Annotated in this window: 22 protein-coding genes; 14 read left to right on the top strand and 8 right to left on the bottom strand. The window is 68.1% G+C overall.

The genetic code is table 11. The features are described 5' to 3' along the window. Positions 1-72: 72 nt before the first annotated feature. Both ACWEWT_RS14005 and ACWEWT_RS14000 read right to left on the bottom strand, forming a co-directional pair. Complete coding sequence (locus ACWEWT_RS14005) at positions 73-1,362, bottom strand: adenosylmethionine--8-amino-7-oxononanoate transaminase (protein ID WP_452558950.1); 1,290 nt, start codon at positions 1,360-1,362, stop codon at positions 73-75. A gap of 140 nt (positions 1,363-1,502) precedes the next feature. Continuing rightward, positions 1,503-1,943, bottom strand: coding sequence for a MarR family winged helix-turn-helix transcriptional regulator (locus tag ACWEWT_RS14000; RefSeq protein ID WP_452558948.1), 441 nt, complete (start codon positions 1,941-1,943; stop codon positions 1,503-1,505). 29 nt (positions 1,944-1,972) lie between these two features. Here ACWEWT_RS14000 and ACWEWT_RS13995 point away from each other — a divergent pair, with 29 nt between their 5' ends. Both ACWEWT_RS13995 and treY read left to right on the top strand, forming a co-directional pair. Then, positions 1,973-2,515 (top strand): cupin domain-containing protein, encoded by a 543-nt coding sequence (locus tag ACWEWT_RS13995; protein WP_452558946.1) that lies wholly within the window; start codon positions 1,973-1,975, stop codon positions 2,513-2,515. A gap of 242 nt (positions 2,516-2,757) precedes the next feature. Next, positions 2,758-5,160: a malto-oligosyltrehalose synthase gene (gene treY, locus ACWEWT_RS13990; protein ID WP_452558945.1), complete on the top strand. Its 2,403-nt coding sequence runs from the start codon at positions 2,758-2,760 to the stop codon at positions 5,158-5,160. Between the two features lie 11 nt (positions 5,161-5,171). Here the strand turns inward: treY and ACWEWT_RS13985 are convergent, their stop codons facing one another. Then, entirely contained in the window at positions 5,172-6,584 is a 1,413-nt protein-coding gene (locus tag ACWEWT_RS13985; RefSeq protein WP_452558944.1) for an amidase, read from the bottom strand. A gap of 140 nt (positions 6,585-6,724) precedes the next feature. Beyond that, positions 6,725-6,955 (bottom strand): hypothetical protein, encoded by a 231-nt coding sequence (locus ACWEWT_RS13980; RefSeq protein ID WP_452558943.1) that lies wholly within the window; start codon positions 6,953-6,955, stop codon positions 6,725-6,727. A 155-nt stretch (positions 6,956-7,110) separates the two neighbouring features. On the opposite strand from ACWEWT_RS13980, the gene ACWEWT_RS13975 reads away from it, so the two are divergent. Together ACWEWT_RS13975 and ilvA are read left to right on the top strand one after the other, a co-directional pair. After that, positions 7,111-7,545: a nitroreductase family deazaflavin-dependent oxidoreductase gene (locus tag ACWEWT_RS13975; RefSeq protein WP_452558941.1), complete on the top strand. Its 435-nt coding sequence runs from the start codon at positions 7,111-7,113 to the stop codon at positions 7,543-7,545. Positions 7,546-7,648: 103 nt separating this feature from the next. Beyond that, positions 7,649-9,004: a threonine ammonia-lyase IlvA gene (ilvA, locus tag ACWEWT_RS13970; protein WP_452559168.1), complete on the top strand. Its 1,356-nt coding sequence runs from the start codon at positions 7,649-7,651 to the stop codon at positions 9,002-9,004. A gap of 4 nt (positions 9,005-9,008) precedes the next feature. Here the strand turns inward: ilvA and ACWEWT_RS13965 are convergent, their stop codons facing one another. Continuing rightward, a complete protein-coding gene (locus tag ACWEWT_RS13965; RefSeq protein WP_452558940.1) occupies positions 9,009-10,232 on the bottom strand; it encodes a serine hydrolase domain-containing protein in 1,224 nt (407 codons plus the stop codon). A gap of 509 nt (positions 10,233-10,741) precedes the next feature. Between ACWEWT_RS13965 and ACWEWT_RS13960 the strand changes: the two genes are divergently transcribed. Beyond that, a complete protein-coding gene (locus ACWEWT_RS13960; RefSeq protein WP_452558938.1) occupies positions 10,742-11,602 on the top strand; it encodes a helix-turn-helix domain-containing GNAT family N-acetyltransferase in 861 nt (286 codons plus the stop codon). Positions 11,603-11,630: 28 nt separating this feature from the next. On the opposite strand, the gene ACWEWT_RS13955 is transcribed toward ACWEWT_RS13960, so the two are convergent. Further along, on the bottom strand, positions 11,631-12,182 hold the full coding sequence (locus ACWEWT_RS13955; RefSeq protein WP_452558937.1) for a hypothetical protein: 552 nt from the start codon (positions 12,180-12,182) through the stop codon (positions 11,631-11,633). Positions 12,183-12,396: 214 nt separating this feature from the next. Between ACWEWT_RS13955 and ACWEWT_RS13950 the strand changes: the two genes are divergently transcribed. The 5 genes from ACWEWT_RS13950 to ACWEWT_RS13930 all read left to right on the top strand — a co-directional run bounded on the left by ACWEWT_RS13950 (position 12,397) and on the right by ACWEWT_RS13930 (position 18,067). Next, positions 12,397-13,680, top strand: coding sequence for a PucR family transcriptional regulator (locus ACWEWT_RS13950; RefSeq protein WP_452558936.1), 1,284 nt, complete (start codon positions 12,397-12,399; stop codon positions 13,678-13,680). A gap of 275 nt (positions 13,681-13,955) precedes the next feature. Beyond that, complete coding sequence (locus ACWEWT_RS13945) at positions 13,956-14,939, top strand: phosphotriesterase family protein (RefSeq protein ID WP_452558935.1); 984 nt, start codon at positions 13,956-13,958, stop codon at positions 14,937-14,939. Between the two features lie 79 nt (positions 14,940-15,018). Continuing rightward, the gene (locus ACWEWT_RS13940; protein ID WP_452558934.1) at positions 15,019-16,815 is read left to right on the top strand and encodes an ABC transporter substrate-binding protein/permease; all 1,797 of its coding nucleotides are present in this window, start codon (positions 15,019-15,021) and stop codon (positions 16,813-16,815) included. 3 nt (positions 16,816-16,818) lie between these two features. After that, positions 16,819-17,544, top strand: coding sequence for an amino acid ABC transporter ATP-binding protein (locus ACWEWT_RS13935; RefSeq protein ID WP_452558933.1), 726 nt, complete (start codon positions 16,819-16,821; stop codon positions 17,542-17,544). A gap of 19 nt (positions 17,545-17,563) precedes the next feature. Then, positions 17,564-18,067, top strand: a complete 504-nt coding sequence (locus ACWEWT_RS13930) for a hypothetical protein (protein ID WP_452558931.1) — start codon at positions 17,564-17,566, stop codon at positions 18,065-18,067. A 30-nt stretch (positions 18,068-18,097) separates the two neighbouring features. On the opposite strand, the gene ACWEWT_RS13925 is transcribed toward ACWEWT_RS13930, so the two are convergent. Further along, complete coding sequence (locus tag ACWEWT_RS13925; protein WP_081877120.1) at positions 18,098-18,265, bottom strand: DUF4236 domain-containing protein; 168 nt, start codon at positions 18,263-18,265, stop codon at positions 18,098-18,100. Between the two features lie 87 nt (positions 18,266-18,352). On the opposite strand from ACWEWT_RS13925, the gene ACWEWT_RS13920 reads away from it, so the two are divergent. From ACWEWT_RS13920 to ACWEWT_RS13910, 3 genes are all read left to right on the top strand, one after another. Beyond that, positions 18,353-18,967: a class I SAM-dependent methyltransferase gene (locus tag ACWEWT_RS13920; RefSeq protein ID WP_452558929.1), complete on the top strand. Its 615-nt coding sequence runs from the start codon at positions 18,353-18,355 to the stop codon at positions 18,965-18,967. A gap of 151 nt (positions 18,968-19,118) precedes the next feature. Then, entirely contained in the window at positions 19,119-19,616 is a 498-nt protein-coding gene (locus tag ACWEWT_RS13915; RefSeq protein ID WP_452558928.1) for a YbaB/EbfC family nucleoid-associated protein, read from the top strand. Next, a complete protein-coding gene (locus ACWEWT_RS13910) occupies positions 19,613-19,927 on the top strand; it encodes a hypothetical protein (RefSeq protein WP_452558926.1) in 315 nt (104 codons plus the stop codon). The genes ACWEWT_RS13915 and ACWEWT_RS13910 overlap by 4 nt, the downstream gene beginning before the upstream one ends. 92 nt (positions 19,928-20,019) lie before the next feature. Here ACWEWT_RS13910 and dnaE read toward each other — a convergent pair whose 3' ends face one another. Further along, the gene (dnaE, locus tag ACWEWT_RS13905) at positions 20,020-23,571 is read right to left on the bottom strand and encodes a DNA polymerase III subunit alpha (RefSeq protein ID WP_452558925.1); all 3,552 of its coding nucleotides are present in this window, start codon (positions 23,569-23,571) and stop codon (positions 20,020-20,022) included. 246 nt (positions 23,572-23,817) lie between these two features. Between dnaE and ACWEWT_RS13900 the strand changes: the two genes are divergently transcribed. Then, positions 23,818-24,264, top strand: coding sequence for a hypothetical protein (locus ACWEWT_RS13900; protein ID WP_452558923.1), 447 nt, complete (start codon positions 23,818-23,820; stop codon positions 24,262-24,264). Positions 24,265-24,649: the final 385 nt, after the last annotated feature.

The raw sequence follows: 24,649 nt of genomic DNA, 5'->3' as shown, positions 1-24,649 counted from the left end.
ACCGGACTGTTCGGTCCGGTGCCACCGCTGCGCGGTCCCGGCGCCACCCGCCCACCGGACAGCGCCCGCCGTTCAGGAGCCGGTACGGGCCGCCGCCACCATCGCGGTGGTCACCGTCGCGATATCGGCGGTATCGCTGATATACGGCGGCATCGCGTAGATCAGATTGCGGAACGGCCGGATCCAGGCCCCCGCCTCGACGGCGGCTTCGGTAGCCGCGCGCATATCCACCGACCGATCCAGTTCGATCACGCCGATACCACCCAGTACGCGCACTTCGGTGACACCGTCGATATCCCGCGCCGGTGCCAGGCCCGCCCGCAACTCCGCGCCGATCCGCGCCACCTCACCGCGCCAGTCCCGCGACAGCAGCAGTTCCACCGAGGCGACCGCGACGGCGCAGGCCAGCGGATTACCCATGAAGGTGGGTCCGTGCATGAGACCGCCGTGCGCGGCGCTGATCGTCTCGGCGATCTCGCCGGTGCACAGGGCGGCGGCCAGCGTCAGGTATCCACCGGTGAGCGCCTTGCCCACACAGATGACGTCCGGCGCGACCAGCGCCTGCTCGGCGGCGAAAAGGGTTCCGGTACGCCCGAATCCCGTGGCGATCTCGTCGAACACCAGCAGTACCCGGTGCCCATCGCACAGACGGCGCAGATCGGCCAGGTAACGAGGGTCGTGCCAGCGCATCCCCCCGGCCCCCTGGACCACCGGTTCCACCACGATCGCCGCCAGCTCCGACGCGTGCCGCGCGACCGTACGCTCCAGTTCCCGGACGTAGTCGTCGTGATAGTCGCGGGGTGGCGCGGGGACGAAGACCTGTTCGGTCAGGACATCGGTCCACAGGGCGTGCATACCGCCCTCGGGGTCGCACACGCTCATCGGTGTGAAGGTGTCGCCGTGGTATCCGCCGCGCCAGGTCAGGAGGCGGCGTTTCGCCGGGCGGCCGACCGATCGCCAGTACTGCAGGCACATCTTCACCGCGACCTCCACGGCGACCGAACCCGAATCACAGAGGAACACCCGGTCGAGTCCGTCGGGGGTGTGCCGCACCAGCAGTTCGCACAGCCGGGCCGCCGGTTCGTGGGTGAGCCCGCCGAACATGACATGGCTCATCCGGCGGGATTGGGCCAGCAGCGCCTCGTCGAGTACGGGGTGGCGGTAGCCGTGTACCGCAGCCCACCACGAACTCATCCCGTCCACCAGCTCCCGCCCGTCGGCCAGCGTCAGCCGGGTACCCGCGGCGGCGGTGACGACGAGCGGTTCGGTACTGGGCGGGAAGCCCCCGTAGGGGTGCCATACGTAGCGCGCGTCGAGTTCGGAGATCTGCGCGGCGGTGAGTTCTGCGGGCGCGACGAGCACGGCGATCCTCCACGTCGTAGTGCGCCCGGACCCGGCCGCACGAAACCTTGAACGCCGTTCAAGTTACCAACCCCGGCGGAGCCGGTTCCACAGCAGGGACAGCTGCGCGGTTCCGGACGCCCGTCGCGGCCGGGGCCCGCTCACTCCGCCTTTTCCAGCACCGCCGTCACCCGCGCCAGCAGCCGCCGCAACTCCAGCGCTCCGGCCTCCCCCATATCGGCACGGATCCGGTCCTCGGTCCGGGCGAGCCGCTCCCCGGCCAGTTCGAGCGCCGACCGCCCCGCCTCGGTACACACCACCAGCCGGGCACGCCGGTCGCGGGGGTCGACCTGCCGGCGCACCAATCCGACCCCCTCCAGCTGACCGACCAGTTCACCCATCGACTGTTGCGTCATCCCCGCGGCCTCGGCCAGTTCCCCCACCCGCGACCCCGCCGGATCCAGATACCGGAACACCGCGTAGTGCGCCGGCCGCAGCTCACCGGACAGTCGCGTGCGCAGTTCGGCGTTCAACTCGGATTCGACAGCCCGGGCGGCCAGGGTGAGCAGTTTCAGCAGCGAGGGCGGTGGCACCGTTGACATATTATGAAGGCTACCTTTCTAATAGGGCCATGTCCGAGAAAGTCATCATCTTCCGCAACGGCCACCGGGTGACCGTGCTCGACGAGGGCACCGACGCCGACGGCGCCTACCTGCGCCTGCGCCACGAACTACCCACCCCCGGACGACAGGCGGGCCCGCACTGGCACCCCGTACTCACCGAGACCTGGACAGTCCGGCAGGGGGCGCTGGTATTCCGCGTCGACGGCCGCGAGATCACCGCCGGCCCCGGCGATACCGTGCACGCGGCCGCCCGCACCGTGCACGAGTTCCGCAGCGAGGCGCCCGATACGGTGCTCGACCACGAGATCCGGCCACCGCTGCGCCACCTGGAAATGTTCGCCCTGTGGAGCGCTCTCGACGGCGCGGGCGCCACCACCCGCTCCGGAGTTCCGCGCAATCCACTGGCACTCGCGCTGCTCTGGGATCTACAGGACGGCTACCTGGCCGGTATCCCCGCCCGGCTCCAGCGCGCGATCCTCGGCAGCCTCGCCGCAATCGCCCGGCGAACCGGATACGCGGACCGTTGGACCGGCCTCACGGACCCGAACTGAACAAACGACCAGCGGCCCCTGCCATCCGCGCGCGGGAATGACGCTAGGGTCATGTCCATGCACGCGTCCGACTCGCCTACCGAGGAAATGGCACCGCCGGTGCCATAACCGAGTAGCACCTGGTCATCGGGGGATGCCGAGCATCCACGCCGACCGGCCGGTCCCCGCACCCGCGCCGCCGGACCCGGCGCTCCTCCCCGCCCGCCGCGCTCCTCATCCCCAGGACCTCGACCGAGAAACGTATGCCCGCAGACCCGCTGAGCTTCCGCCGTCCCCCGCGCGTCACTCCGGTCCGCAGCACCTACCGGTTACAGCTGCGCCCGGACGGACTCACCTTCGCCCAGGCCGCGGCCATCGCCGAATACCTCCAGCAGCTGGGTGTCTCGCATCTCTACCTCTCCCCGGTGATGACGGCGACCCGCGGCTCGGCGCACGGCTACGACGTCACCGATCCGACCACCGTGTCCGCCGCGCTGGGCGGCCCGCTCGGACTCAAAGCTCTCGCCGACGAGGTCCACAACCGCGGTATGGGCCTGATCATGGATCTGGTCCCCAACCACGTCGGGGTCGCCGATCCGCAGCAGAACCTGTGGTGGTGGCATGTGCTGCAGTACGGTCGCAAATCCCAGTTCGCCTCGTTCTTCGATATCGACTGGAGCCCGGGCAACGGCGTGGGCGGCCGGCTGGCACTACCGGTGTTGCGCAGCGCGAACGACCCGGCCGCGCTCAGCGTGGACCGGACCGGGCCCGAACCGCTGCTGGCCCTGCACGAACTACGTTTCCCCATCGCCCCCGGCACCGACGGCGACAACGCGCTGCGGATCCACGACAAACAGCACTACCGGCTGGTGAGCTGGAAATCCGGGATCTGCGGCTATCGCCGTTTCCTGTCGGTCAGCGGGCTGGCGGCGCTGCGCCAGCAGGACCCGCAGGTCTTCGAGGCCACCCATCGCGAACTCGCGGCCTGGTGCGAGCACGACCTGATCGACGGCGTCCGGGTCGACCATCCCGACGGACTCGCCGATCCGGCCGGATACCTGCAACGACTACGGCAGCTGATCGGACCCGACCGGCTGCTGCTGGTGGAGAAGACCCTGGCCAACCGGGAGCCCCTGGATCCCACTCTGCCGATCGACGGGACCACCGGATACGACGGTATCGCCGATTTCGGCGGCGTCCTGCTCGAACCCGCCGGCGAGCAGATCCTCACCGAACTGTCCCGCCACATCACCGGTCACGGTAGCGACCGGGTGTGGGTCGGGGAGAAAGAGCATCGCATCAAACGCGCGGTGGCCGAGAGCATTCTGGTCCCGGAACTGCGGCGCCTGGTCGCCGCGATAAAAGCCGATGCGGCTGCCCCGGATTTCGACACCATGGCCCTCACCAACGCCACTATCGAAGTGCTGTCGTTCCTACCGGTCGCCCGGGCCGACTACACCCCGCTGGCGGGCATGATCAGCGCGGTGGTCGCCGAAGTCGAGAAGCGCAACGCCGAACTGCGGGTGCCGCTGGCTGTTCTGGTGACCGCGCTGGTGGCCGGGGGTGCCGCGTGGACCCGGTTCCACCAGGTGAGTACCGCCATCGGCGCGAAAGCCGTGGAGGACACTCTGTTCTACCGCGCGGTCCGGCTGGTATCGCTGCAGGAGATCGGCGGCAACCCGGCCCGCTTCGGCCGCACGGTGAACGAATTCCATCTCGCCAATGCCTCGCGGGCCCGCCGCTGGCCCGCGTCGATGACCACCCTGTCCACTCACGACACCAAACGCGGGGAGGATGTACGGGCCCGGATCGGCGTGCTGTCACAGGTGCCGCGGATGTGGGCACGGGCGGTGACGCTCTGGCTGGAGAAACTCCCGCCGCCCGACGGCGCGACCGCATTGTTCCTGTTGCAGAACATGTTCGGGATGTGGCCGGCCGACGGCCGCCCGGCACCCTCGGTGCCGGGATTGCGCGACCGGGTGCACCGTTTCGCCGAGAAGGCGATGCGCGAATCCGGCGAACACACCTCATGGGAGGAACCCGATACCGAGTTCGAGAACGCGGTGCACGCTTGGCTCGATCAGGTGATCGACGGACCGGTGGGCCGCCAGCTCACCGACCTCGCGCACGATCTCGCCCCGCACGCCTGGTCGGATTCGCTGGCACAGAAGCTGCTGCAACTGTGCGCGCCGGGCATCCCGGACATCTACCAGGGCTGCGAGATCTGGGAGGATTCGCTGGTCGACCCGGACAATCGCCGGCCGATCGATTTCGTCTCCCGGGCGGGAATGCTGCACACGCTCACCACCACCCCGCCACTGGATATCACGGGCGCCGCCAAGATGTGGCTGGTCGCCTACGCGCTGTGGTTGCGCCGGGAACGCCCGGAATGTTTCGTCGGTGGCACCTACGGCCCGGTGTTCGGGCACGGCGAGCACGCCGACAAACTGGTCGCCTTCGCCCGCGGCCGGGTCGGCGCGGAGCCCGAGATCATCGTGGCCGTCACTCGGCACAGCGTCGCGATCGGCGAGACCGGCTGGGGGGATACGTATATCGACCTGTCCGGCGGGTCCTGGACCGATCGCCTCACCGGGCACACCTTCCAGAACCGCGCGCGTACAGAGAAGCTCTTCGCCCGGCTGCCGGTCGCGCTTCTGGTCCGCTGACCGGCCGACCCTCAGGACCCGGTCGCCGCGGCCGCGATCCGCGGGAACGGGGCCTGCGCCTCCAGCAGGAAACCCAGCTCCAGCAGCGTGCGCTCACCACCGTAGGCACCGCTGAGCATGACCCCGATCGGCAGACCGGTATCGGTGAGCCCGGCCGGTACGGCGAGGGACGGTGAACCGGTGACATTGTTGATCGGGGTATAGCCCACGAAATTCGTCACCCGCTCGATCGATTCGGCGAACGGCACGCCGGGGTTCAGGTAACCGATCTCGGGTGTGGTGTGGGTGAGCACCGGCGACAGGATCGCGTCGTAACGGGTGAGCACCGCGTCGTAGTCGGCGCGGGCACGGTTGAGCCGGTACAGCGCGCCCGGAGTGGTGAACAGATGCCGGCGGAAGGATGCCGCGAGACCTCTGGTGAAGGTTTCGAGCCGGGCGGCGTCGAAGGAGCGGCCATGGCTCAGCTTTCCGGTGACACCCGACATCTGCGCCAGGAATCCCCAGTACTGCAGGAAATCCGCGACGAGGCCCGCCGGGACAGGCGAGGCCATCGGCTCGATCGTATGCCCGGCCGCCTCCAGGACCCGCGCGGTCGCGGTGACCGCGGCCAGGGTCGCGGCATCGGGTTCCGATCCGTTGGCCGCCGTGGTCAGCAGACCGATCCGCAGCTTCCGCGTGGACGGTCCCTCGACGGTGCCGATGGGCGGGAGTTTCGGGTTGCGCCAGTAGGTTTCGGCGGCCGCGTGGTAGGCCGCCTGATCACGGACCGACCGGGACAGTATTCCTTCGGAGACGAGTTTGATCGGCAACTGCCGCGCCTGCGCATTGTCCAGGTGGCGGAACCGGCTGGGCTTCAGCGATACGAGTCCCGCGATCGCCGCCGGAATACGCAGCGATCCGCCGCCGTCGTTGCCGTGCGCCACCGGGACCACGCCGGAGGCGACCAGCGCGGCCGACCCGCCCGAAGAACCGCCGACCGAGTATCCGGTGTCCCACGGGTTGCGGGTGGGATCGCCGCTTTCGAATTCGGTGGTGGAAGTGAAACCGAATTCGGGCATGGTGCTCTTACCCAGCACCGTCATCCCGGTGCTCAGCAGCTGCGCCGTGAACCGGTCGTCCGCATCGGCGGGATGGGCGGTGATCGCCGCGCTACCGTGGCGGCTCGGCAGGCCGGCCACATCCGCGTTGTCCTTGACGAAGGTCGGGACGCCGTACCAGATGCCGCCCGCGGCCGGGGCGGGCCGGGGGCTCGGGCACCGGTACGCGATCGCGTTCAACCGGGGGTTGACCAGATCCGCCCGGGCCAGTGCCGCGCGGGCCGGTTCGTCCGGACGCACCACACCGTCGCGGATCAGCGCTGCCAGTGCCACCGCGTCGTGTTCGCCCAGTACGTCGTCGTTGAAGGCATGTACTCGATCGGTCATGAATCGGCTCGCGTGTACCTCGGGGACCCGGATACCCGTATCCGGAGCCAAGTGGACGTGTGTTCAACTCGGCCCAGACTAATACGGCAAGTATCCGCGCGGCATCGTTCCCGGCGGCGCGGCGGGCCCCGTCTCGGCGACTACCGGTGCGCCGAGCGCCACCGGCCGGTGGTCCACAGCAGCGCGCCCACGGCCGCGCCCAGGAGGACCCCGGTCTGTACCGAACCCAGCACCACGGCCGGGACCAGGAAGACGAGCAGCCCCACGATGAGCGCCTCCAGCTTGTACACCGGCCAGCGTGAACCCGCGATATCGACAACCGTTACGCCGCGAACGGCGGTACGTGGGGTGGCGAGAGGGGAGGCGGTCATATGTTCAGGCTACCCGTGCGAGCGGTGTTCGGTCCATCGAACTTTTGTCTTCCCGGACACATACTCGGCCCACCCGGCCGATCGGACGGAGCGGCGATCGCCACCGGGCCGGGCGGGCCGGGAACAAGTGAACCCGCCCGGGGCGTTTTCCGGATATGCCATTGACTGGAGAGTACGCACCGTCCACATCCGACTGGGCCCGCGAGCAGGCCGAGAAGATCGAGCAGTCCGGCGGTACCGAGGGCACCACCATGCAGGGTATGCCGGTGATCGTGCTGACCACCGTCGGCAACAAGACCGGCAAACTCCGCAAGACCGCGCTGATGCGGGTCGAGCACGAGGGCGAATACGCGGTCGTCGCCTCACTGGGCGGCGCTCCGAAGCACCCCGTCTGGTACCACAACGTGGTCGCCCAGCCCCATGTCGAACTACAGGACGGCACCGTCACCGGGGACTACACCGCCCGCGAGGTCTTCGGCGAGGAGAAGGCACTCTGGTGGACCCGGGCCGTGGCCGCCTACCCGCCCTACGCCGACTACCAGCTCAAGACCGATCGTCAGATCCCGGTCTTCGTCCTCAGCCCACGCTGACGGGTCCGGGCCGCTTCCGGCGCCCCGGTTCCGGCCCGACGGAATGAACGAAAACGCAGGACAGGGCCACCCGCCGCACGCCGCGGCGGCGGTGGGTGGCAGCATGGAGCGGGTGTCCGATGTGCTCACTCACCTGCCAGAAGCCCGTCCCGCGCTGACCGCGGACGAGATCGACGCCGCAGCCAAACGCATCGCCGACATTATCGAACCCACCCCCCTGCAACTATGCCCGCGCCTATCCCAGCTGACCGGGGCCCAGGTGTACCTCAAACGCGAGGACCTCACCGTCGTGCGCTCCTACAAGTTGCGTGGCGCATACAACCTGGTGGTCCAGCTCAGCGAATCCGAGCGCGCGGCCGGAGTGGTCACCGCGAGCGCGGGTAATCACGCCCAGGGTGTCGCGTTCGCGTGCCGGGCCATGGGTATCACCGGCCGTATCTACGTCCCCACCACCACCCCCAAGCAGAAGCGCGACCGTATCCGCGTGCACGGCGGCGAATTCGTCGAACTGATCGCGGTCGGCGAAACCTTCGACGCCGCCGCGGCGGCCGCCGACGACGATGTCCGGCGCACCGGGGCCACCATGGTGCCCCCGTTCGACGACACCCGCACCGCCGCGGGGCAGGGCACCATCGCCGCGGAGATCCTGGATCAGCTCGGCACCGCACCGGATCTGGTCGTCGTCCCCGTCGGCGGCGGCGGATGCCTCGCCGGTATCGGCACCTATCTGCGCGAGCGCGCGCCGGAGACGGCGATCCTCGCGGTCGAGCCCGCCGGAGCGGCCTCGATGACCGCGGCACTGGTCGCGGGTGGACCGGTCACCCTGCCCGAAGTCGATCCGTTCGTCGACGGCGCCGCGGTACGCCGGATCGGCCGGGTCCCCTACGACGCGGTCGCCGAGTTCGGCGGACGGGTGGTGACGCACGGTTCGCTCCCGTTGCTCGTCTCGACCGAACTTCCCGGCGGCGCCGGATCCTTCCGGCTGCTGCGCGTGGACGAGGGCGCGATATGCACCGCCATGCTGGAGCTCTACCAGAACGAGGGGATCATCGCCGAACCCGCGGGCGCGCTCGCGGTCACCGCACTGCTGGAATCGCCACCGGAGCCCGGCTCCACCGTCGTCTGCCTGGTCTCGGGCGGGAACAACGATGTGTCCCGCTACCGCGAGGTCATCGAACGTTCCCTGGTCCACCAGGGGCTCAAGCACTATTTCCTGGTGGACTTCCCGCAGGAGCCCGGCGCGCTGCGGCGGTTCCTCGACGAGGTGCTCGGCCCCGAGGACGACATCACCCTGTTCGAATACGTCAAACGCAACAACCGGGACACCGGTGCCGCGCTGGTCGGTATCGAACTGGGCGAACGCACCGGCCTGCAACCGCTGCTGGACCGGATCGCGCATTCGCCCATCCAGTGCGAGCGGCTCGAACCGGGCTCCCCGGCCTACCGCTATCTGACCTGAGTGATCAGGCCGCGGCCTCCCGATCGGTGCCGCGGCCGATCCGGGATGCCGAACGCGCTCCGGACATGACCAGCGGCAGCAGCCACGCGAAGGCCGATTGGTCCACGGGCAGGGTCTCCATGGCGAGCCGGTTGTGCACGAAACCCAGCGAGATACCGCTGTCCGGATCCGCCCAGCCGAACGAACCGCCCAGGCCGATATGACCGAAGCCGCGCGGCGCGCCGACCGTGGGCATCGAGTGGTATCCCAGATGCCACAGGGGGCCCATATAGAGGAAGAGCCCGGTATCCGGCCGGTACCGCTCGATCTTGCGGATGGCCTGCACGGCCGCGCCGGACAGGTACCGCCGGCCACCGGCGAGACCGTTGCATGCCAGCGGTTCGTACACCGCGGCCAGCCCGTCGGCGCTGCACACGCCGTTGGCCGCGGGCATCTCGCTGTCCAGCAGCGGGGGGTTCGGGCCGGTCAGGATCGCTTCCGCACCCGGGATGAACAGGGAGCGGCTGCTGACACCCAGTGCGCCCGGGATGCCCTGGAGCAAGGTGACCAGCCGGGAACCGCGCGGAGTACCGGCGAAGGAGAACCCGGTGCCGAAGCTCTCCGCTGCGACGATCACCGAACCGGCGGGTGGGCGACCCAGGTGGATACCGTCGGTACCCAGCGGGATCGCGACCTCGCGCTGGAACAGTTCCTTCATACTCGCCCCGGTGACCGCCCGGGCCAGGCCGGCGAGCAGCCAGCCGAAGGTCATCGCGTGGTAGGCGGGGACGCCGAGCAACCGATCGGGTGCGGCGGCGGCCAGCCGTTCGGCCATCAACTCGTGGTCGAGCAGTTCGGACCCCTGCGCGGCCAGGGCACCAACCCCGGACAGCCCGGCCGAATGGGTGAGCACCTGGCGAACGGTGATCCGGTCCTTGTTGTTGCAGCCGAACTCGGGCCAGTACTCACAGACCGGGGCGTCGTAATCGATGAGGCCGCGATCGGCCAGCCGGTGGACGACCGTGGCCGCGATGCCCTTGGTCGCGGAGAACACCACCGCGCCGGTATCGCGCGTCCAGGGCCGGTCCGGCGCGGACTCCCCCGTCCAGATATCGAGAATCGGTTCCCCGTGCCGGTACACCGCCAGCGCCGCGCCTACACCCTTCCGGCCGCCGTAGACCCGGGTGAATGCGGACGTCAGCCGCCGGAATTCCGCTCCGGCGTTGCCGGAATAAGCGACGCTGCTCATCCTTACACAGTAAGGTCATTCCACGATTCCGGCAACGCCGTCCCGGACGGTTTCCCGCCGGGACGGCCCTGTATCCGCCACGTCCGGCCTGCTCGAGCCGGTTACGGGGCGGTCCCGCTCCGACACCCGGACGCAATCGTCCGGGACAGCTACCGCCCGGAGAATTCGATGTGGATACATTTCCCCGATCCCACGGAATTTCAGGCTACACAGGAAACGAATCGGTAAAGAATTTCCGCGGTCGGACCGCGCGGGAAACAGCTCGTCACACCAGGTGCCGTGCCGCCACGCACGCATCCGGCCCCGACTCCGCGAAACCGTATCGTCATCGCGGGTATTCCCCGCTCGAAGCACTGTTTCGCGAGACGCGCCCATTCGGTCACACGAACAGCCGGAACCCGAGCGCCGAAACTCCGCGATATCGACACACGAGAATATCGACGACACTGGATAAACATCTGAAAGGCGACTTTCTCGGATCGAATATCCACCGTCGATATAGTGGCCCCATGACCTCCTTGGAACCGCCGGTCGTGCGGGACCAGGTGCGCGGTGACGCGCTCCCGGTCGCCGACGCGACCGTCTACGCAGGCTGGTTTTCCTGCCTGGCCGACCCGACCCGGGTCCGGTTACTGCACCAGGTCGCCACGAGCCCCGCCGGAATCCATATCGGAGAGATCGCCGCAGCACTCGGTATCGGACAGCCCACCGTGTCCCACCATGTCCGCAAACTCACCGACGCCGGGTTCGTGACCGTACACAAAGAGGGCACCGCCACCCTCGTCACCGTCAATCCGCACCGCTGCACGGAACTACCGCATACCGCGGACGCGGTGATGGGCATCCTCACCCCGGCGCCCCCCTGTCCCGACGATCTGCCCCCCGACGTCACCGTCCGGGCGATGACCGACGCCGACTGGGAGCCCGTCCGCGCCATCTACGCCGCCCGCGGCATCTCCTCCCCCGCCGTCGGCGCGGCCGACGCACCCGACCGCGACGCACTGGACCGCCAATGGTCGCCCGGGCACCGCTGGGTCGCCGAGGCCGGTGGCCGGATCGTGGGCTGGGCGGCGCTCACCCCGGTCTCGGGCCACGAGTTCTACCGCGATATCGCCGACAGCTGCGTCATGGTCGCGGACGAACTCGAGGGCCGTGGCATCGGCACCGCGCTACTGCGCTGTCAGGTGATGGCCGCCGAGGACGCGGGTCTGCGTGCCCTGCAGACCACCGTCTTCCCGGAGGATCGCATCGGTATCCTGCTGCACCACGCGGCGGGTTTCCGCACCGTCGGCATCCGAGAGCGCAGCGGCCGGTCGGCAGGACGCTGGCGCGACGTCGTCCTGCTGGAACGGCGCAGCCCGTTGAACTGAGTCCCGCGGGCCGGTCCGCGCCGGGCTCCTACCGTCCGGTGTGGACCGGTCGCAGCACAACCTTCAGCCACATGGTGGACAGCCCGCACAGCACACAGAGCACCGCCAGCCCGGCGGTCGACCAGTCGGCCACGGACAGTCCCGCGAAGCCGGAGTCGCCGTAGCGGGCGAGCGGATAGATCCCGGCCATCAGCATCGCGATCGTCCCGAACAGCGAGACGAGCGAGGTGGGCAGCCACCGCAACCGCCGAAACGGCCGCACCACCTCGTCGGACGCGATACCGGCGAACACCTGCCGGACCCGATCCCAGGCGGCACCGTTCACCAGCAGGACGGCGAGATCGAGGCCCAAGGCGGCTGTCGCCACCGCGAGCACCGCCGGTGGCGCCGCCGGCCGCTGCCATCCCGACGGGAGCAGTCCGGCGATCAGGACGACGACACCGAGTACGAGACCCGCGCCGGCGACGACCGACCACACCACCGCCCATTTCCAGCGCGAAGCGGCCAGAGCCACCGTCGCGGCGCGCTCGTCCGGTGAGCACGCGTCGTACCAACCGGGCTCCCCGGCATCGATCTTCATGGAGCCCCCTGTACCGAGTCGATCCATCGACAGCCGGTCCCGCGTACCGCGCGGTACACCGGTCGCCCGGCCGCCCGACGACTCTATCCGCCCACGACACCCGGGACACCGGTTCGGTGCCCCCGGCCCCTGACCGGGCACGACCCCGGCGTCGAGCGGCCGATGGCACCGCCCGAGCCGCGGGTCGGCGCCCGGACGCGCGATCATTGGCATCGTGGAGCAACAGCAGGCGGCACAGAGCACCGAAGAGGTGGTCGGGATGGTCGCGCAGACCTTCCTGCGGGACCGCGACCAGTTCGTGGACGAACTCTCGCATCTGATGCGCACCCAGGTCCCGACACTGGACCGGGACGAGCGGCTGCGCGAACTGATGGAAGCGGGTACCACGGACAATTTGATGGAGGTCCTGCAGTTCCTGCAGAACGAGGCCGGTGAGGACGATGTCCGGGCACCGGAACGGGCACTCGTCTACGCCCGGATCCTGGCCCAGCGCGATGTTCCCGCCTCCGCGCTGATCCGGGCGTACCGGGTCGGCCAGGCCGGTTTCCTGGACACCGGCATGCGGTACGCGATCGAATTCGGCGGCGGCGGTCCGGTCACCACCTCGGCGATCGTGCATATCGTCAACCGCACCTCGGTCTACATCGATCGGGTCTGCGAACAGGTCGGTGCCGCCTACGAAAAGGAACGTGACCGCTGGGTGGCCAACCGCGGCGGGCTGCGCCAGCAGTGGGTCACCCGGCTGCGCAACGGCACGACCACCGATACCGACGCCGCCGAGCAGGCCCTGCAGTATCCGCTGTCCCGCGGCCATCTCGCCATCGGTACCTGGACCGATCCGTATATCGACCCCGCCGTCGCGGTAGAGGTCTTCGATCATCTCCGGACGGCGCTGGCCACCGTATTCGATCGCGCGCAGGGCACCCTGCTGGTGCCGGTGGACGAACACGAGGCCCGGCTGTGGTTCGCGCTGCCGCAGCAACCGGAGGTCGACTGTGCGGCGATCGAACGACTGCTGTCGGATCGCGCACTGCCGGTGCGGGTGGCCATCGGTGGCTACGACACCGGACTCGCCGGATTCCGGCGGACCGCCGAACAGGCCGACCGGGTACGCCGGCTCGCACTGCTGAGCGGTGAACACGGCGCGCGGGTGGTGTCCTATCCCGATGTATCGGCCGTCGCCCTGCTGGCCGGCGATATCGATACGCTGCGCGAATTCGTGGCCGACCAGCTCGGCGAACTGGCGGTGGACAACGAGCGCAACCTCTGGCTCCGGGAAACGCTGCGCGTATTCCTCGCCGTGAACCGCAGTTACGCGGCGGCCGCCACGCGGCTGTCCGTCCATCGCAATACCGTCCAATACCGCGTCCGGCAGGCACTCGCCCTCATCGGCGTGAGCACCGATACCCCCGGCGTCGATCTGTACCCGCGGCTGGCGCTGCAGGCCACCCATCTGCTCGGCAGCGTGGTGCTCGAGAAGGATGCCGCACCGAGCTGAACCGGCTCTCGCGAAACGCGATATCCGCCCGCGCGACCGTATGTCTCGGGGGCACTGTGCGGCGAGCACAAATGCGCGCGACGCTTTCATGCGGGTGGAATATGGTCGCCCCCCGGAGCAGCACCGTAGGGTTCAGTTGTTCCCGGAAACCGGCGCTCGCCCGAGCGGCCGAGTCGCCGGCAATCCTGTCGCCGCGCCCGCCACCGGTCGCGGATCCGCTCCCCATCCGTCGTGCCGGCGTCTCGCGCTGCGCGCTGCCCTCCCCAGGAGTCTCCGTGCCCTCGATCCAGACCGTCCGCGGCGCCGTGGACACCGCCGACCTCGGTGTCACCCTGATGCACGAACACGTCTTCGTACTCAGTTCCGATGTACAGCAGAACTATTCGCAGGAGTGGGGGTCGGAGGAGGAGCGGGTCGAGGACGCGGTCCGGCAGCTGAGCCTGGCCTACGACGCCGGCGTGCGCACGATCGTGGATCCGACCGTGGTGGGGCTGGGCCGCTATATCCCGCGGATCGCGCAGATCGCGGAACGGGTTCCGCTGCAACTCGTCGTGGCCACCGGCCTCTACACCTACAACGACGTACCGTTCTTCTTCCACTACCGCGGCCCGGCGTTGGATCCGCTGGTCGGCACGCACGTTCCCGACCCGATGGTCGATATGTTCGTCGGCGATATCCGCGACGGTATCGCCGACACCGGTGTCCGCGCCGGCATGCTCAAATGCGCGATCGACGCGGAGGGGCTGACGCCCGGCGTCGAACGGGTGATGCGGGCGGTGGCCCGGGCCCATCACGAGACCGGGGTGCCGATCACCGTGCACACCCACCCCGAATCCGGTACCGGCTTCGAGGTCAAACGCGTCCTGTGTACCGAAGAGGGCGTCGACCCGACCAGGATCGTGCTGGGGCACAGTGGCGACACCACCGACCTGGATTATCTGACCGCCCTCGCCGACGCCGGTTTCGTCCTCGGGATGGATCGTTTCGGGATCAACCTGGAGACCACTTTCGAGGCACGGGCCGACACCCTCATCGAGATGGTGCGCCGCGGCTACACCGAACGCATGGTCCTCTCACAGGATTCCAGCTGCTATATCGACTGGATGGAACCCGCCACCCGAGCGGCCGTCCTGCCGCAGTGGCACTACACCCATCTGTTCGACGATGTCTTCCCCTACGTCCTCGATCGCGGTATCGAGGAGCGGCAGTTGCAGACGATGCTGGTGGAGGTACCCCGCACCTTCTTCACGGCCGGGTGATCGCCGGGCCGGTCCGGGTGCGGCCGTACCCGGACCGGGTTCCCGAACCGGACGGGACCGGCAGCTAGGGTTGTCGATCATGCCTGGTCTGCCCGCCCCGCGCGCCCGTGCGCTGCTCGCCGCGCTGCTGCTCGCTGTCGCCCTGCTGGCGACGGCGTGTGGCAGTGGCGGCGGCGGTGACAGCGCCACCCGTGATCTGTGCGCGCCACCCGGACCGGAGGCGGCGTCGGCCGCGCCCGCGAATCTGAGCGCGCCGGGCGCCGGAAAAGAGGACCGGTTCACCACCGCGTCCACCGAGCCGCCGGCGGCCGTGGACACCGCGCGGCTGGGGTTGATCCGGCCGGGCGTCCTGAGTGTGGGCACGCTCTCCGACGCACCGCCGAGTATCTGCGTGAACTCCGCCGGTGCGTTCACCGGCTTCGACAACGAACTGCTGCGCGCGGCGGCGGCGAAGGTCGGCCTGCGGGTCGAGTTCTCCGGCACCGAATTCGCCGGGCTGCTGGCCCAGGTCGCGGGTAAGCGGTTCGACGTCGGCTCGTCCAACATCACCACCACCGATGCCCGGCGCGAAATGGTCGGATTCACCAACGGCTACGATTTCGGCTACTTCTCGCTGGTCGTCAAGGACGGCAGCCCGGTACACGGATTCGCCGATCTGGGCCCCGGTTCCCGGGTCGCGGTGGTGCAGGGCACCGTTCAGGACGAGTACGTGGTCAACCAGCTGGGCCTGGACCCGGTGAAGTTCCCCGACTACAACACCGCCTACGCCAATGTGAAGACCGGCCAGGTGGATGCCTGGGTGGCCCCGTCGGCGCAGGCCGAGGGCGCGATCGCGCCGGGTGACGCGACCTCGGTGGTGGAGAACTCGTTCAGCCTGGACAATTTCGTCGGCTGGGCGGTCGCGAAGGACAACACACCGCTGATCGACGCGCTCAACTCCGGACTGGACGCGGTGATCGCCGACGGCACCTACGCCCGCCTCTACAGCGATTGGGTCCCGCGCGAGATGCCGCCGGGCTGGAAGCCGGGTTCGCAGGCCGCGCCCGCCCCGCAACTACCGGATTTCGCCGCGATCGCGGCCGAACGCGGCCCGCAGGAACAGACGGTCCAGGCTCCGAAATCGACCTTGGAGCAGCTGCGCGACACCTTCTTCGACTGGTCGCTCTACCGGCAGGCCCTCCCGGACCTGTTCAAGACCGGCCTGCCCAACACGCTGATCCTGGCGCTGGTCTCCGGTGCGCTCGGCACCGTGATCGGCATGCTGCTCGCGGTCGCCGGAATCTCGCGCACCCGCTGGCTGCGCTGGCCGGCCCGGGTGTACACCGATATCTTCCGCGGGTTGCCCGCCGTGGTCATCATCCTGCTCATCGGCCTCGGCGTCGGACCGGTGGTCAGCGGCCTCACCGGCAACAACCCCTACTGGCTCGGCGCGGTGGCACTGGCCCTACTGGCCTCGGCCTATATCGGCGAGATCTTCCGCTCCGGCATCCAGTCGGTGGAACCGGGCCAGCTGGAGGCGGCCCGCGCGATCGGTTTCGGATACCGGCAGGCGATGACTCTGGTGGTGATCCCCCAGGGTGTGCGCCGGGTGCTGCCCGCGCTGATGAACCAGTTCATCGCGTTGATCAAGGATTCGTCGCTGATCTACTTCCTCGGTCTGCTCGCCACCCAGCGCGAACTGTTCGCGGTCGGCCGCGATCTCAACGCCCAGACCGGTAACCTGTCCCCCCTGGTGGCCGCCGGTCTGGTCTATCTGCTGCTGACCATCCCACTCACCCATCTGGTGAACTATATCGACCGGCGGATGCGTACCGGCCGCCCCGATCAGCCGATCGACCAGGTCGAACAAGCCACCATCACCGAAGGCCGGGGGTAACCGATGAGCGCCTCACTGACCGGCACCGGCCTCCACCTGCGACTGGGCGGTAATCAGATCCTGCGCGGGGTGGATATCCACGTCGACGCGGGCACGACCACGACGGTGATCGGCCCGTCGGGCTCCGGGAAATCCACCCTGCTGCGCGTGCTGAACCGGCTCCACGAACCCGATTCCGGCGATATCCTGCTCGACGGCGATTCGGTGCTCACCGAGAACCCGGACCGGCTGCGCCGGCGCATCGGGATGGTGTTCCAGCAGTTCAACCTGTTCCCGCACCGGACGGTCGCCGAGAACATCGCGCTGGGCCCGCGGAAACTACGCGGCCTGTCCAAAGACGAGGCACGCACACTGGCACTGGCACAACTCGAGGTGGTGGGCCTCACCGGCAAGGCCGATTCCCGGCCCGCGAACCTCTCCGGTGGCCAGCAGCAACGGGTGGCGATCGCGCGAGCGCTGGCCATGGAACCGGACATCATGTTCTTCGACGAGGCCACCTCGGCACTGGACCCGGAGCTGGTCAAAGGTGTGCTCGCGTTGATGTCGGATCTGGCCGCGGGCGGTATGTCGATGATAGTGGTCACCCACGAGATGGGATTCGCCCGCAGCGTCTCCGACCATGTGGTGTTCATGGACGGCGGTCTCGTAGTGGAATCGGGCAGCCCGGACGCGGTGTTCGACAGTGCCGAAACACCGCGGCTGCGAAGGTTTCTCGACCAGGTGCTCTGAGGCGACGATACTGGGACCCATGAGCGAGGACTCCGGAACCGGCAACCCCTACGGCACACCGACCACCAGCGGACCCAAGCCCATCGGCCGGGCCCAGGGCGTGACCAACCGGGTGGTCCGTACCCTGCTACGGGTCCCGGGCCTGTCCGGAGTGGTCGGAAAACGGCTGGCGACCCTGCATGTGGTGGGCCGCAAATCCGGGACCACCTACGACATCCCGGTGGCCTACACCACCCACGGACAGACGCTGCTGATCGGGACAGCGCGGCGACCGTGGGTGAAGAATCTGGCACCCGGTACTCCGCTCGCCATCTCCCGCGGCGGGCGTCCGGAGCGGTTCGACCCGATCGTGTACACCGAAGCAGACGACGTACTGCGGCTGTTCGAGATCATCGCCCGCGACAACAAGACCAACGCGGACTACAACGGCATCGGTTTCGATGCCGAGGGTAATCCGAACAAGGCCGATATCTACCAGACCTGGCAGCAGGGCGGTGTGGTGATCGAACTGCGCCCGGTCTGAGGATCCGGAGCCCGGCCGCGGGGGCCGCGGTCAGCGCTGACGCCAGCTCAACGGCCCCGGTAGATCGACGCTGTTCTTCTTCGTCCGGGAGTTCCACGACCACGGGCCGATTTTGATACTCCACGAGGACAGACCCGATTGGGTGTAGTTCAGCTTCAGCGGCCCGAAGGACTGGCGTTTACGGAACCTGATGGGCATGAGCAACCTCCTCAGCTCAGGGCAAGGATAGCGGATCAGGGTGAGTCCCCATGGCTTTCACCGGTCCCGGGTGCCAGAGTGGAGAGCGTGGGTATCTATCGCGAGCGTTTCGTACCGCGCCTGGTGAACGTGGCCTGCGGAATGAAGGCCAACGAGCCGCTCCGCGCGCGGGTCTGTGCCGGATTATCGGGGCGGGTGGTCGAACTCGGCTTCGGCTCCGGTCTGAACGTGCCCTTCTATTCCGATGCGGTGGTATCGGTCAGCGCCGTCGAACCGGCGGATCTCGGCTGGAAACTATCGGCCGGGCGGCGGGCCGGGGCCGGGGTCCCGATCGAGCGCGCGGGCCTGGACGGACAGTCGCTGCCGTTCCCGGACAACAGTTTCGATACCGCGCTGTCGACCTGGACGATGTGCACCATCCCCGATATCGGGGCCGCGCTCGGTGAGCTGCGCCGGGTGCTGGTGCCCGGCGGCACCCTGCACTTCGTCGAGCACGGTCTGGCACCCGATCCGAAAGTGCAGCGCTGGCAGCACCGGCTCGATCCGCTCCAGCAGCGGATCGCCGGTGGCTGCCATCTGGACCGCGATATCCGCGCACTGATCGAATCGGCGGGGTTCGGTATCCGCGAGCTGGAGGTCGTCCGGGGGCAGGGGCCGGCGTTCCTCGACACCCAGTCCGTGGGTGTGGCCGTCGAACGCTGAAAGATGTCGAACGCTCAGAGATGCGAGGCGCGTGATCGGGAGCGGCGCGGTGATATATCTCGTCCCGGCGTGAATCGGCGAGAAGGCGGAACCGTTCGGCATCGTGGCACGTCGAAGAACAGGACGGCAGTTTCGCGGAAATGAGGGACCGATGAGCAGTGACGACCGCGCGGATACCGGGTTTCTACGCGAGAGCGTGGATCAGCTGCTGAGTACGCTGGAGCGGCAGCGCGAAGCCATGGCCGAGGTGCGGCAGCGCCTCGCGACCACCACGGTGAGCGTCTGGTCGGCGGACAATCTGGTGCGGATCGACGCCGATGCCGCGGGCGTTCCGGTGGAGGTGCATCTGACCGCGGAGGCGTTCCGCCGGTCCACTCCGGAAAAACTCGGCCGCTCGATCCTCGCGGCGGTACAGCAGGCGGCCCGGCAGGCGAGCGATCTCTCCCGGGAGGCCTGGGCACCGGTACAGGAAATGGCGGGCGAGATCCCGGATCTGCCGGATATCGCCCCCGGTATGCCGAGTATCAAAACGCTGACCGGCGAGCTCTTTCCGGATCCCGGCACCGAGGCGGAGCCCACGGCCGCGCTGAGCCGGGAGGAAGAAGACGAGTTCTATCGCAACCGCGACTATCTGGAAGGCGGCCGATGAACCCCATCAGGGTCGACGAGGAAGCCCTGCAGGCGAGCCGCCCGGCGATCGTCCGGGTGGCCGACCGGGTCGCCGACGCGGTGCGGGCCGCGCTCACGGTGATCGAGGCGGAGGGCGAATGCTGGGGCGCCGACGAGATCGGCCAGGAGTTCGCGGGTACCTACTCGCCCGCCGCCGCCGAGGGCCTCACCGGGCTCGATCTGCTGCAGCAGGCCGTGAACGGGGTGAGCGACGGCGTGGGCGCCATCGCGACGGACTTCGGCGTCCAGGACCGGAACAACTCCACCGGCGTCGAACAGGCGGCCGAGTAACGCCCGGCTACGGCCGCACCGATCCGCCGGGTCGCGGCGAACTCACCGCCGCGGCTGCGGCACGGGTGTGACCGTAACGCCGGACTGCTCGCTCAGCTCGCCAGACAGCCCGGGCCGAGCAGCGCTTTCAGATCACCCATCAACGCCGAAGAAGGCTCCACCCGCAGGCTGTCGTCGAGTTTCAGCAGTGTGGTCTTCTCCCGGGCCCCCACATGCCGGACGTGGACGTCCGAGGTCCCCGGATGCCGCGACAGCACCCGTTTGAACTCACCGATCTTGTCCGGGGTGCACATTCGGGTGGAAATGGTCACCGCCAGCGGTTTCGCCACGCCGATCGCCGACAGATCCGGGACGGCGAGATCGTTGGCGATCAGCGAGATCCGGTCGTCGCGCATCGAGACCCTGGCCTTCACCAGCACGACGGCGTCCTCCACCACATCCATGCCGTACACGGAGTAGGCCTGCGGGAAGAACAGCACCTCGATACCACCGGTGAGGTCCTCGATCTGGCACGAGGCCCACGCCAGACCGTTCTTGTTGATCCGGCGGTTCACCGAGGCGAGGATACCGCCGACGGTGACCTGGGTACCGTCCTTGATATCGCCCTCGAGAATCGTCGGGATCTGGGTATCGGCCTGGGCGGCGAGCACATGATCGACGCCGTTGAGCGGATGACCGGATACGTAGAGGCCGAGCATCTCCCGTTCCAGGGCGAGGCGGTGTTTGCTCTCCCATTCCTCGTCGGGGACCTTCACATCGAAGACCGACGCCACCGAATCGGCACCCTCGTCGCCCATCCCGCCGAACAGATCGAACTGCCCGATGGCTTCGGCTTTCTTGGTGGACATCACGGCGTCGATCGCGTCGGAATGCACCAGTAGCAGCCCCTTGCGGGGATGGTCCAGAGAATCGAACGCACCGGCCTTGATGAGCGATTCGGTGACCTTCTTGGTACAGGCCACCGTATCGATCTTGTTCAGATAATCCGAGAAATCGGTGAACTTCGACTTCTCGGTACGGGCGTTGATGATCGAATTAACCACGTTCTGGCCGACATTGCGCACCGCGCCCAGCCCGAACCTGATATCGGCGCCGACCGAGGCGAAGTTGGTCTCCGATTCGTTCACATCCGGCGGCAGTACGGTGATACCGAGTTTGCGGCAATCCGAGAGATAGATCGCGGCCTTGTCCTTGTCGTCACCGACCGAGGTGAGCAGACCGGCCATGTACTCGGCCTTGTAGTTCGCCTTGAGATAGGCGGTCCAGAAAGAGACCAGGCCGTAGCCCGCGGCATGCGATTTGTTGAACGCGTAACCCGCGAACGGGAGAATGGTGTCCCACAGTGCCTTGATCGCCGGTTTGGAGAAGCCGTTGGATTGCATACCGGCTTCGAAGCCCTCGAATTCGGCCTCGAGCACCTCGGCCTTCTTCTTACCCATCGCGCGGCGCAGGATATCGGCTCGGCCGAGCGAATATCCGGCGACCTTCTGCGCGATCTGCATGATCTGTTCCTGATAGACGATCAGGCCGAAGGTATCGGCGAGGATCTCCTTCAGGGGCTCTTCCAGCTCCGGATGGATCGGTTTGACCTGTTGCCGGCCGTTCTTGCGGTCGGCGTAGTCGTTGTGCGCGTTCATGCCCATCGGACCGGGGCGGTAGAGCGCGAGCACCGCGACGATATCCTCGAACCCGGTGGGCTGCATCCGGCGCAGCAGATCGCGCATGGCGCTACCGTCGAGCTGGAACACGCCCAGAGTGTCACCGCGCGAGAGCAATTCGTAGGTGGCGGGATCGTCGAGCGGCAGATTGTCCATATCGAGGTCGATACCGCGATTGGATTCGATATTGTCCAGGGCGTCGCCGATGACGGTCAGGTTGCGCAGGCCCAGGAAGTCCATCTTCAGCAGACCGATGGCCTCACACGACGGATAGTCCCAGCCGGTGATGATGGCGCCGTCCTGCGCCCGCTTCCACAGCGGGATCGCGTCCATCAGCGGTTCGGAGGACATGATGACCGCGCAGGCGTGCACACCCGCATTACGGATCAGGCCCTCGAGGCCGCGGGCGGTCTCGTAGATCTTGGCGACATCGGGGTTGCTGCCGATGAGTTCGCGGACCTCGGTGGCTTCCTTGTAGCGCTCGTGCTCGGGATCCATGATCCCGGACAGCGGGATGTCCTTCGCCATGATGGGCGGCGGCAGCGCCTTGGAGATCTGGTCGGCGATGGCGAAACCGGGCTGGCCGAACTGGACCCGCGCGGAATCCTTGATGGCGGCCTTGGTTTTGATGGTGCCGAAGGTGATGACCTGTGCCACCCGGTCGCTACCCCAGCGATCGGTCGCATACCGGACCATCTCACCGCGGCGGCGATCGTCGAAGTCGATATCGATATCGGGCATCGAGACGCGTTCGGGATTGAGGAAGCGCTCGAACAGCAGACCGTGCGGGATGGGGTCGATATTGGTGATCCCCATCGAATAGGCGACCAGCGATCCGGCCGCGGAGCCACGACCCGGGCCGACCCGGATACCGACCTCGCGGGCGTGATTGATCAGGTCACCGACCACCAGGAAGTAGGCCGGGAAACCCATTTCGATGATGACGTCCAGTTCGAATTCGGCCCGCTCGACGTACTCGCGCGGCACCCCGTTCGGGAATCGCCGTTCCAGGCCCCGGTGCACTTCCTTGCGCAGCCAGCCCGACTGGTCCTCGCCCTCGGGGACCGGGAAGACCGGCATCCGATCGCGGTGCTCCCACACCTCCGCGTAGGACTGGACACGCTCCCCGATCCACACGGTGTTGTCGCAGGCGCCGGGGATCTCCGCGTCCCAGAGCGCGCGCATCTCGTCGGCGGATTTCAGGAAGTAGCCGTCACCGTCGAATTTGAACCGGGTGGGATCGGACAGGGTCTTACCGGTCTGGATACACAGCAGCGCTTCGTGGTTGCGCGCGTGTTCCTTGGTGACGTAGTGGCAGTCGTTGGTGGCCAGCGGCGGGATGTCGAGAGCTCGGCCGACCTCGATCAGGCCCTTCCGGACCCGTGTCTCGATGGACAGACCGTGGTCCATGACCTCGAGGAAGAAATTGTCGCGGCCGAAGATCTCCTGCCATTTGGCGGCGGCCTCCAGCGCCTCGCGTTCGTGCCCCAGCCGCAGGCGGGTCTGCACCTCACCCGACGGGCAGCCGGTGGTGGCGATGATGCCCTCGGCGTGCGCGGCGATGAGCTCCTCGTCCATCCGCGCCCATTTGCCCAGCTGGCCCTCGATACTGGCCAGCGAGGACAGCTTGAACAGATTGCGCAGACCGGTCGCGTTCTCGGCGACCATGGTCATATGGGTGTAGGCACCGGAACCCGAGACATCGTCACTCTTCTGGCTCGGATCGCCCCACTGGATACGTTTGGTGTCGAACCGCGAGGCGGGCGCGATATACGCCTCGATCCCGATGATCGGTTTGATACCGGTCTTCTTCGCCGAATGGTAGAACTCGGCCGCGCCGTACATATTGCCGTGGTCGGTCATTCCCACCGCGGTCATCCCGAGCCGGTCGGCCTCCGCGAACAGCGGCGAGATCTTGGCGGCACCGTCGAGCATGGAGTACTCGGTGTGGTTGTGCAGATGAACGAATCCGGACGAGGCGGCCAAGATCTGTCCTTCCTCCCAATGGCTCGGCGGGGGTTGGTGTAGCGAGTTTATGCGCACCGTCCGACGAGTACGGCGGCGGCCGGGCGTGCCCGCAGGGCCCGGGCGTGTCGCACCCGGCGCCGGGCGCGGGAAACCGTTTCTGCCACCGGCACGCTCGGTCGCTGGTAGGGTCGTTCCGCGTCACGTCCGGCGGACGACCGCACCACGATCGACCCGCAAGTGCCCGATCGACCAGCGAGGTGAACGATGACAGCACGTACGACCGCGCTCGCGCTGCCCGCCGCCGCGGTGCTGGCAGTGGGAACGCTGGCGGCCACCGCCGCGCCCGCCGCGGCCGACGGCGGTTCGTTCCGGACCGTCTACTCCCTCGCCGACGGCGCCTGCGTGGCCCAGGTCGATACCTCGGTCAACGGCCCCGGTTATCCGGAGCACGCGTCGTTCACCGTCTCGACCATCATGTTCGGCGTCGGTTCGTGCAGCCTGCCGATCACCCTGAACTGGCGCAACCTCGATACCGGCGAGACCGGATCGACCACCCGTACCGCGAACGGCCCCGGACACTGGATGAACGACGGCCGTTCGGCCCTGTTCCGTCCCGGGATCGGCCGCTTCACCGCGACCGTCTCCGTCGGCGCGGCGCATACTCCGGAATCGGGATCCGTGGATTTCATCGTCGAGAAGTACCAGGGGTGATCGCCGGCCCCCGCAGCGAACATCCGGCCCGTTCGGCGTGATCGGTTCCCGGCGTCCCTGACGACTTGTTCATCGACCCCCTACCGCCCGGCGCGATCACGACGCCGGGTTATCGACCTCGGCTCGCCGATGCGGGCCGGTCATCGCTTCCGGAGAAGGTTTCCCGCGGCAATGGCGGTTGCCGCGGGAAGCGTGAGACGATGGCCGGCCCACATCGGCGAGCCGGGTCATATCGGTAACCTGCTGGTCCGGTCACCGGCAGGCGGGTTGCGCGGTGAACTGCTCAGCAGGTCGGCCGACCGGTCGCCCGGGCCGGCTCCTCGCCGTCGGCCGGGCCGGTCACCCCAGAAACGGGTCGGGTCGGCCGAGCCCGATGATGTGCGGC

This window comes from Nocardia sp. NPDC003963, from assembly GCF_053605105.1.
This window is presented reverse-complemented; position numbering and strand designations above follow the sequence as displayed.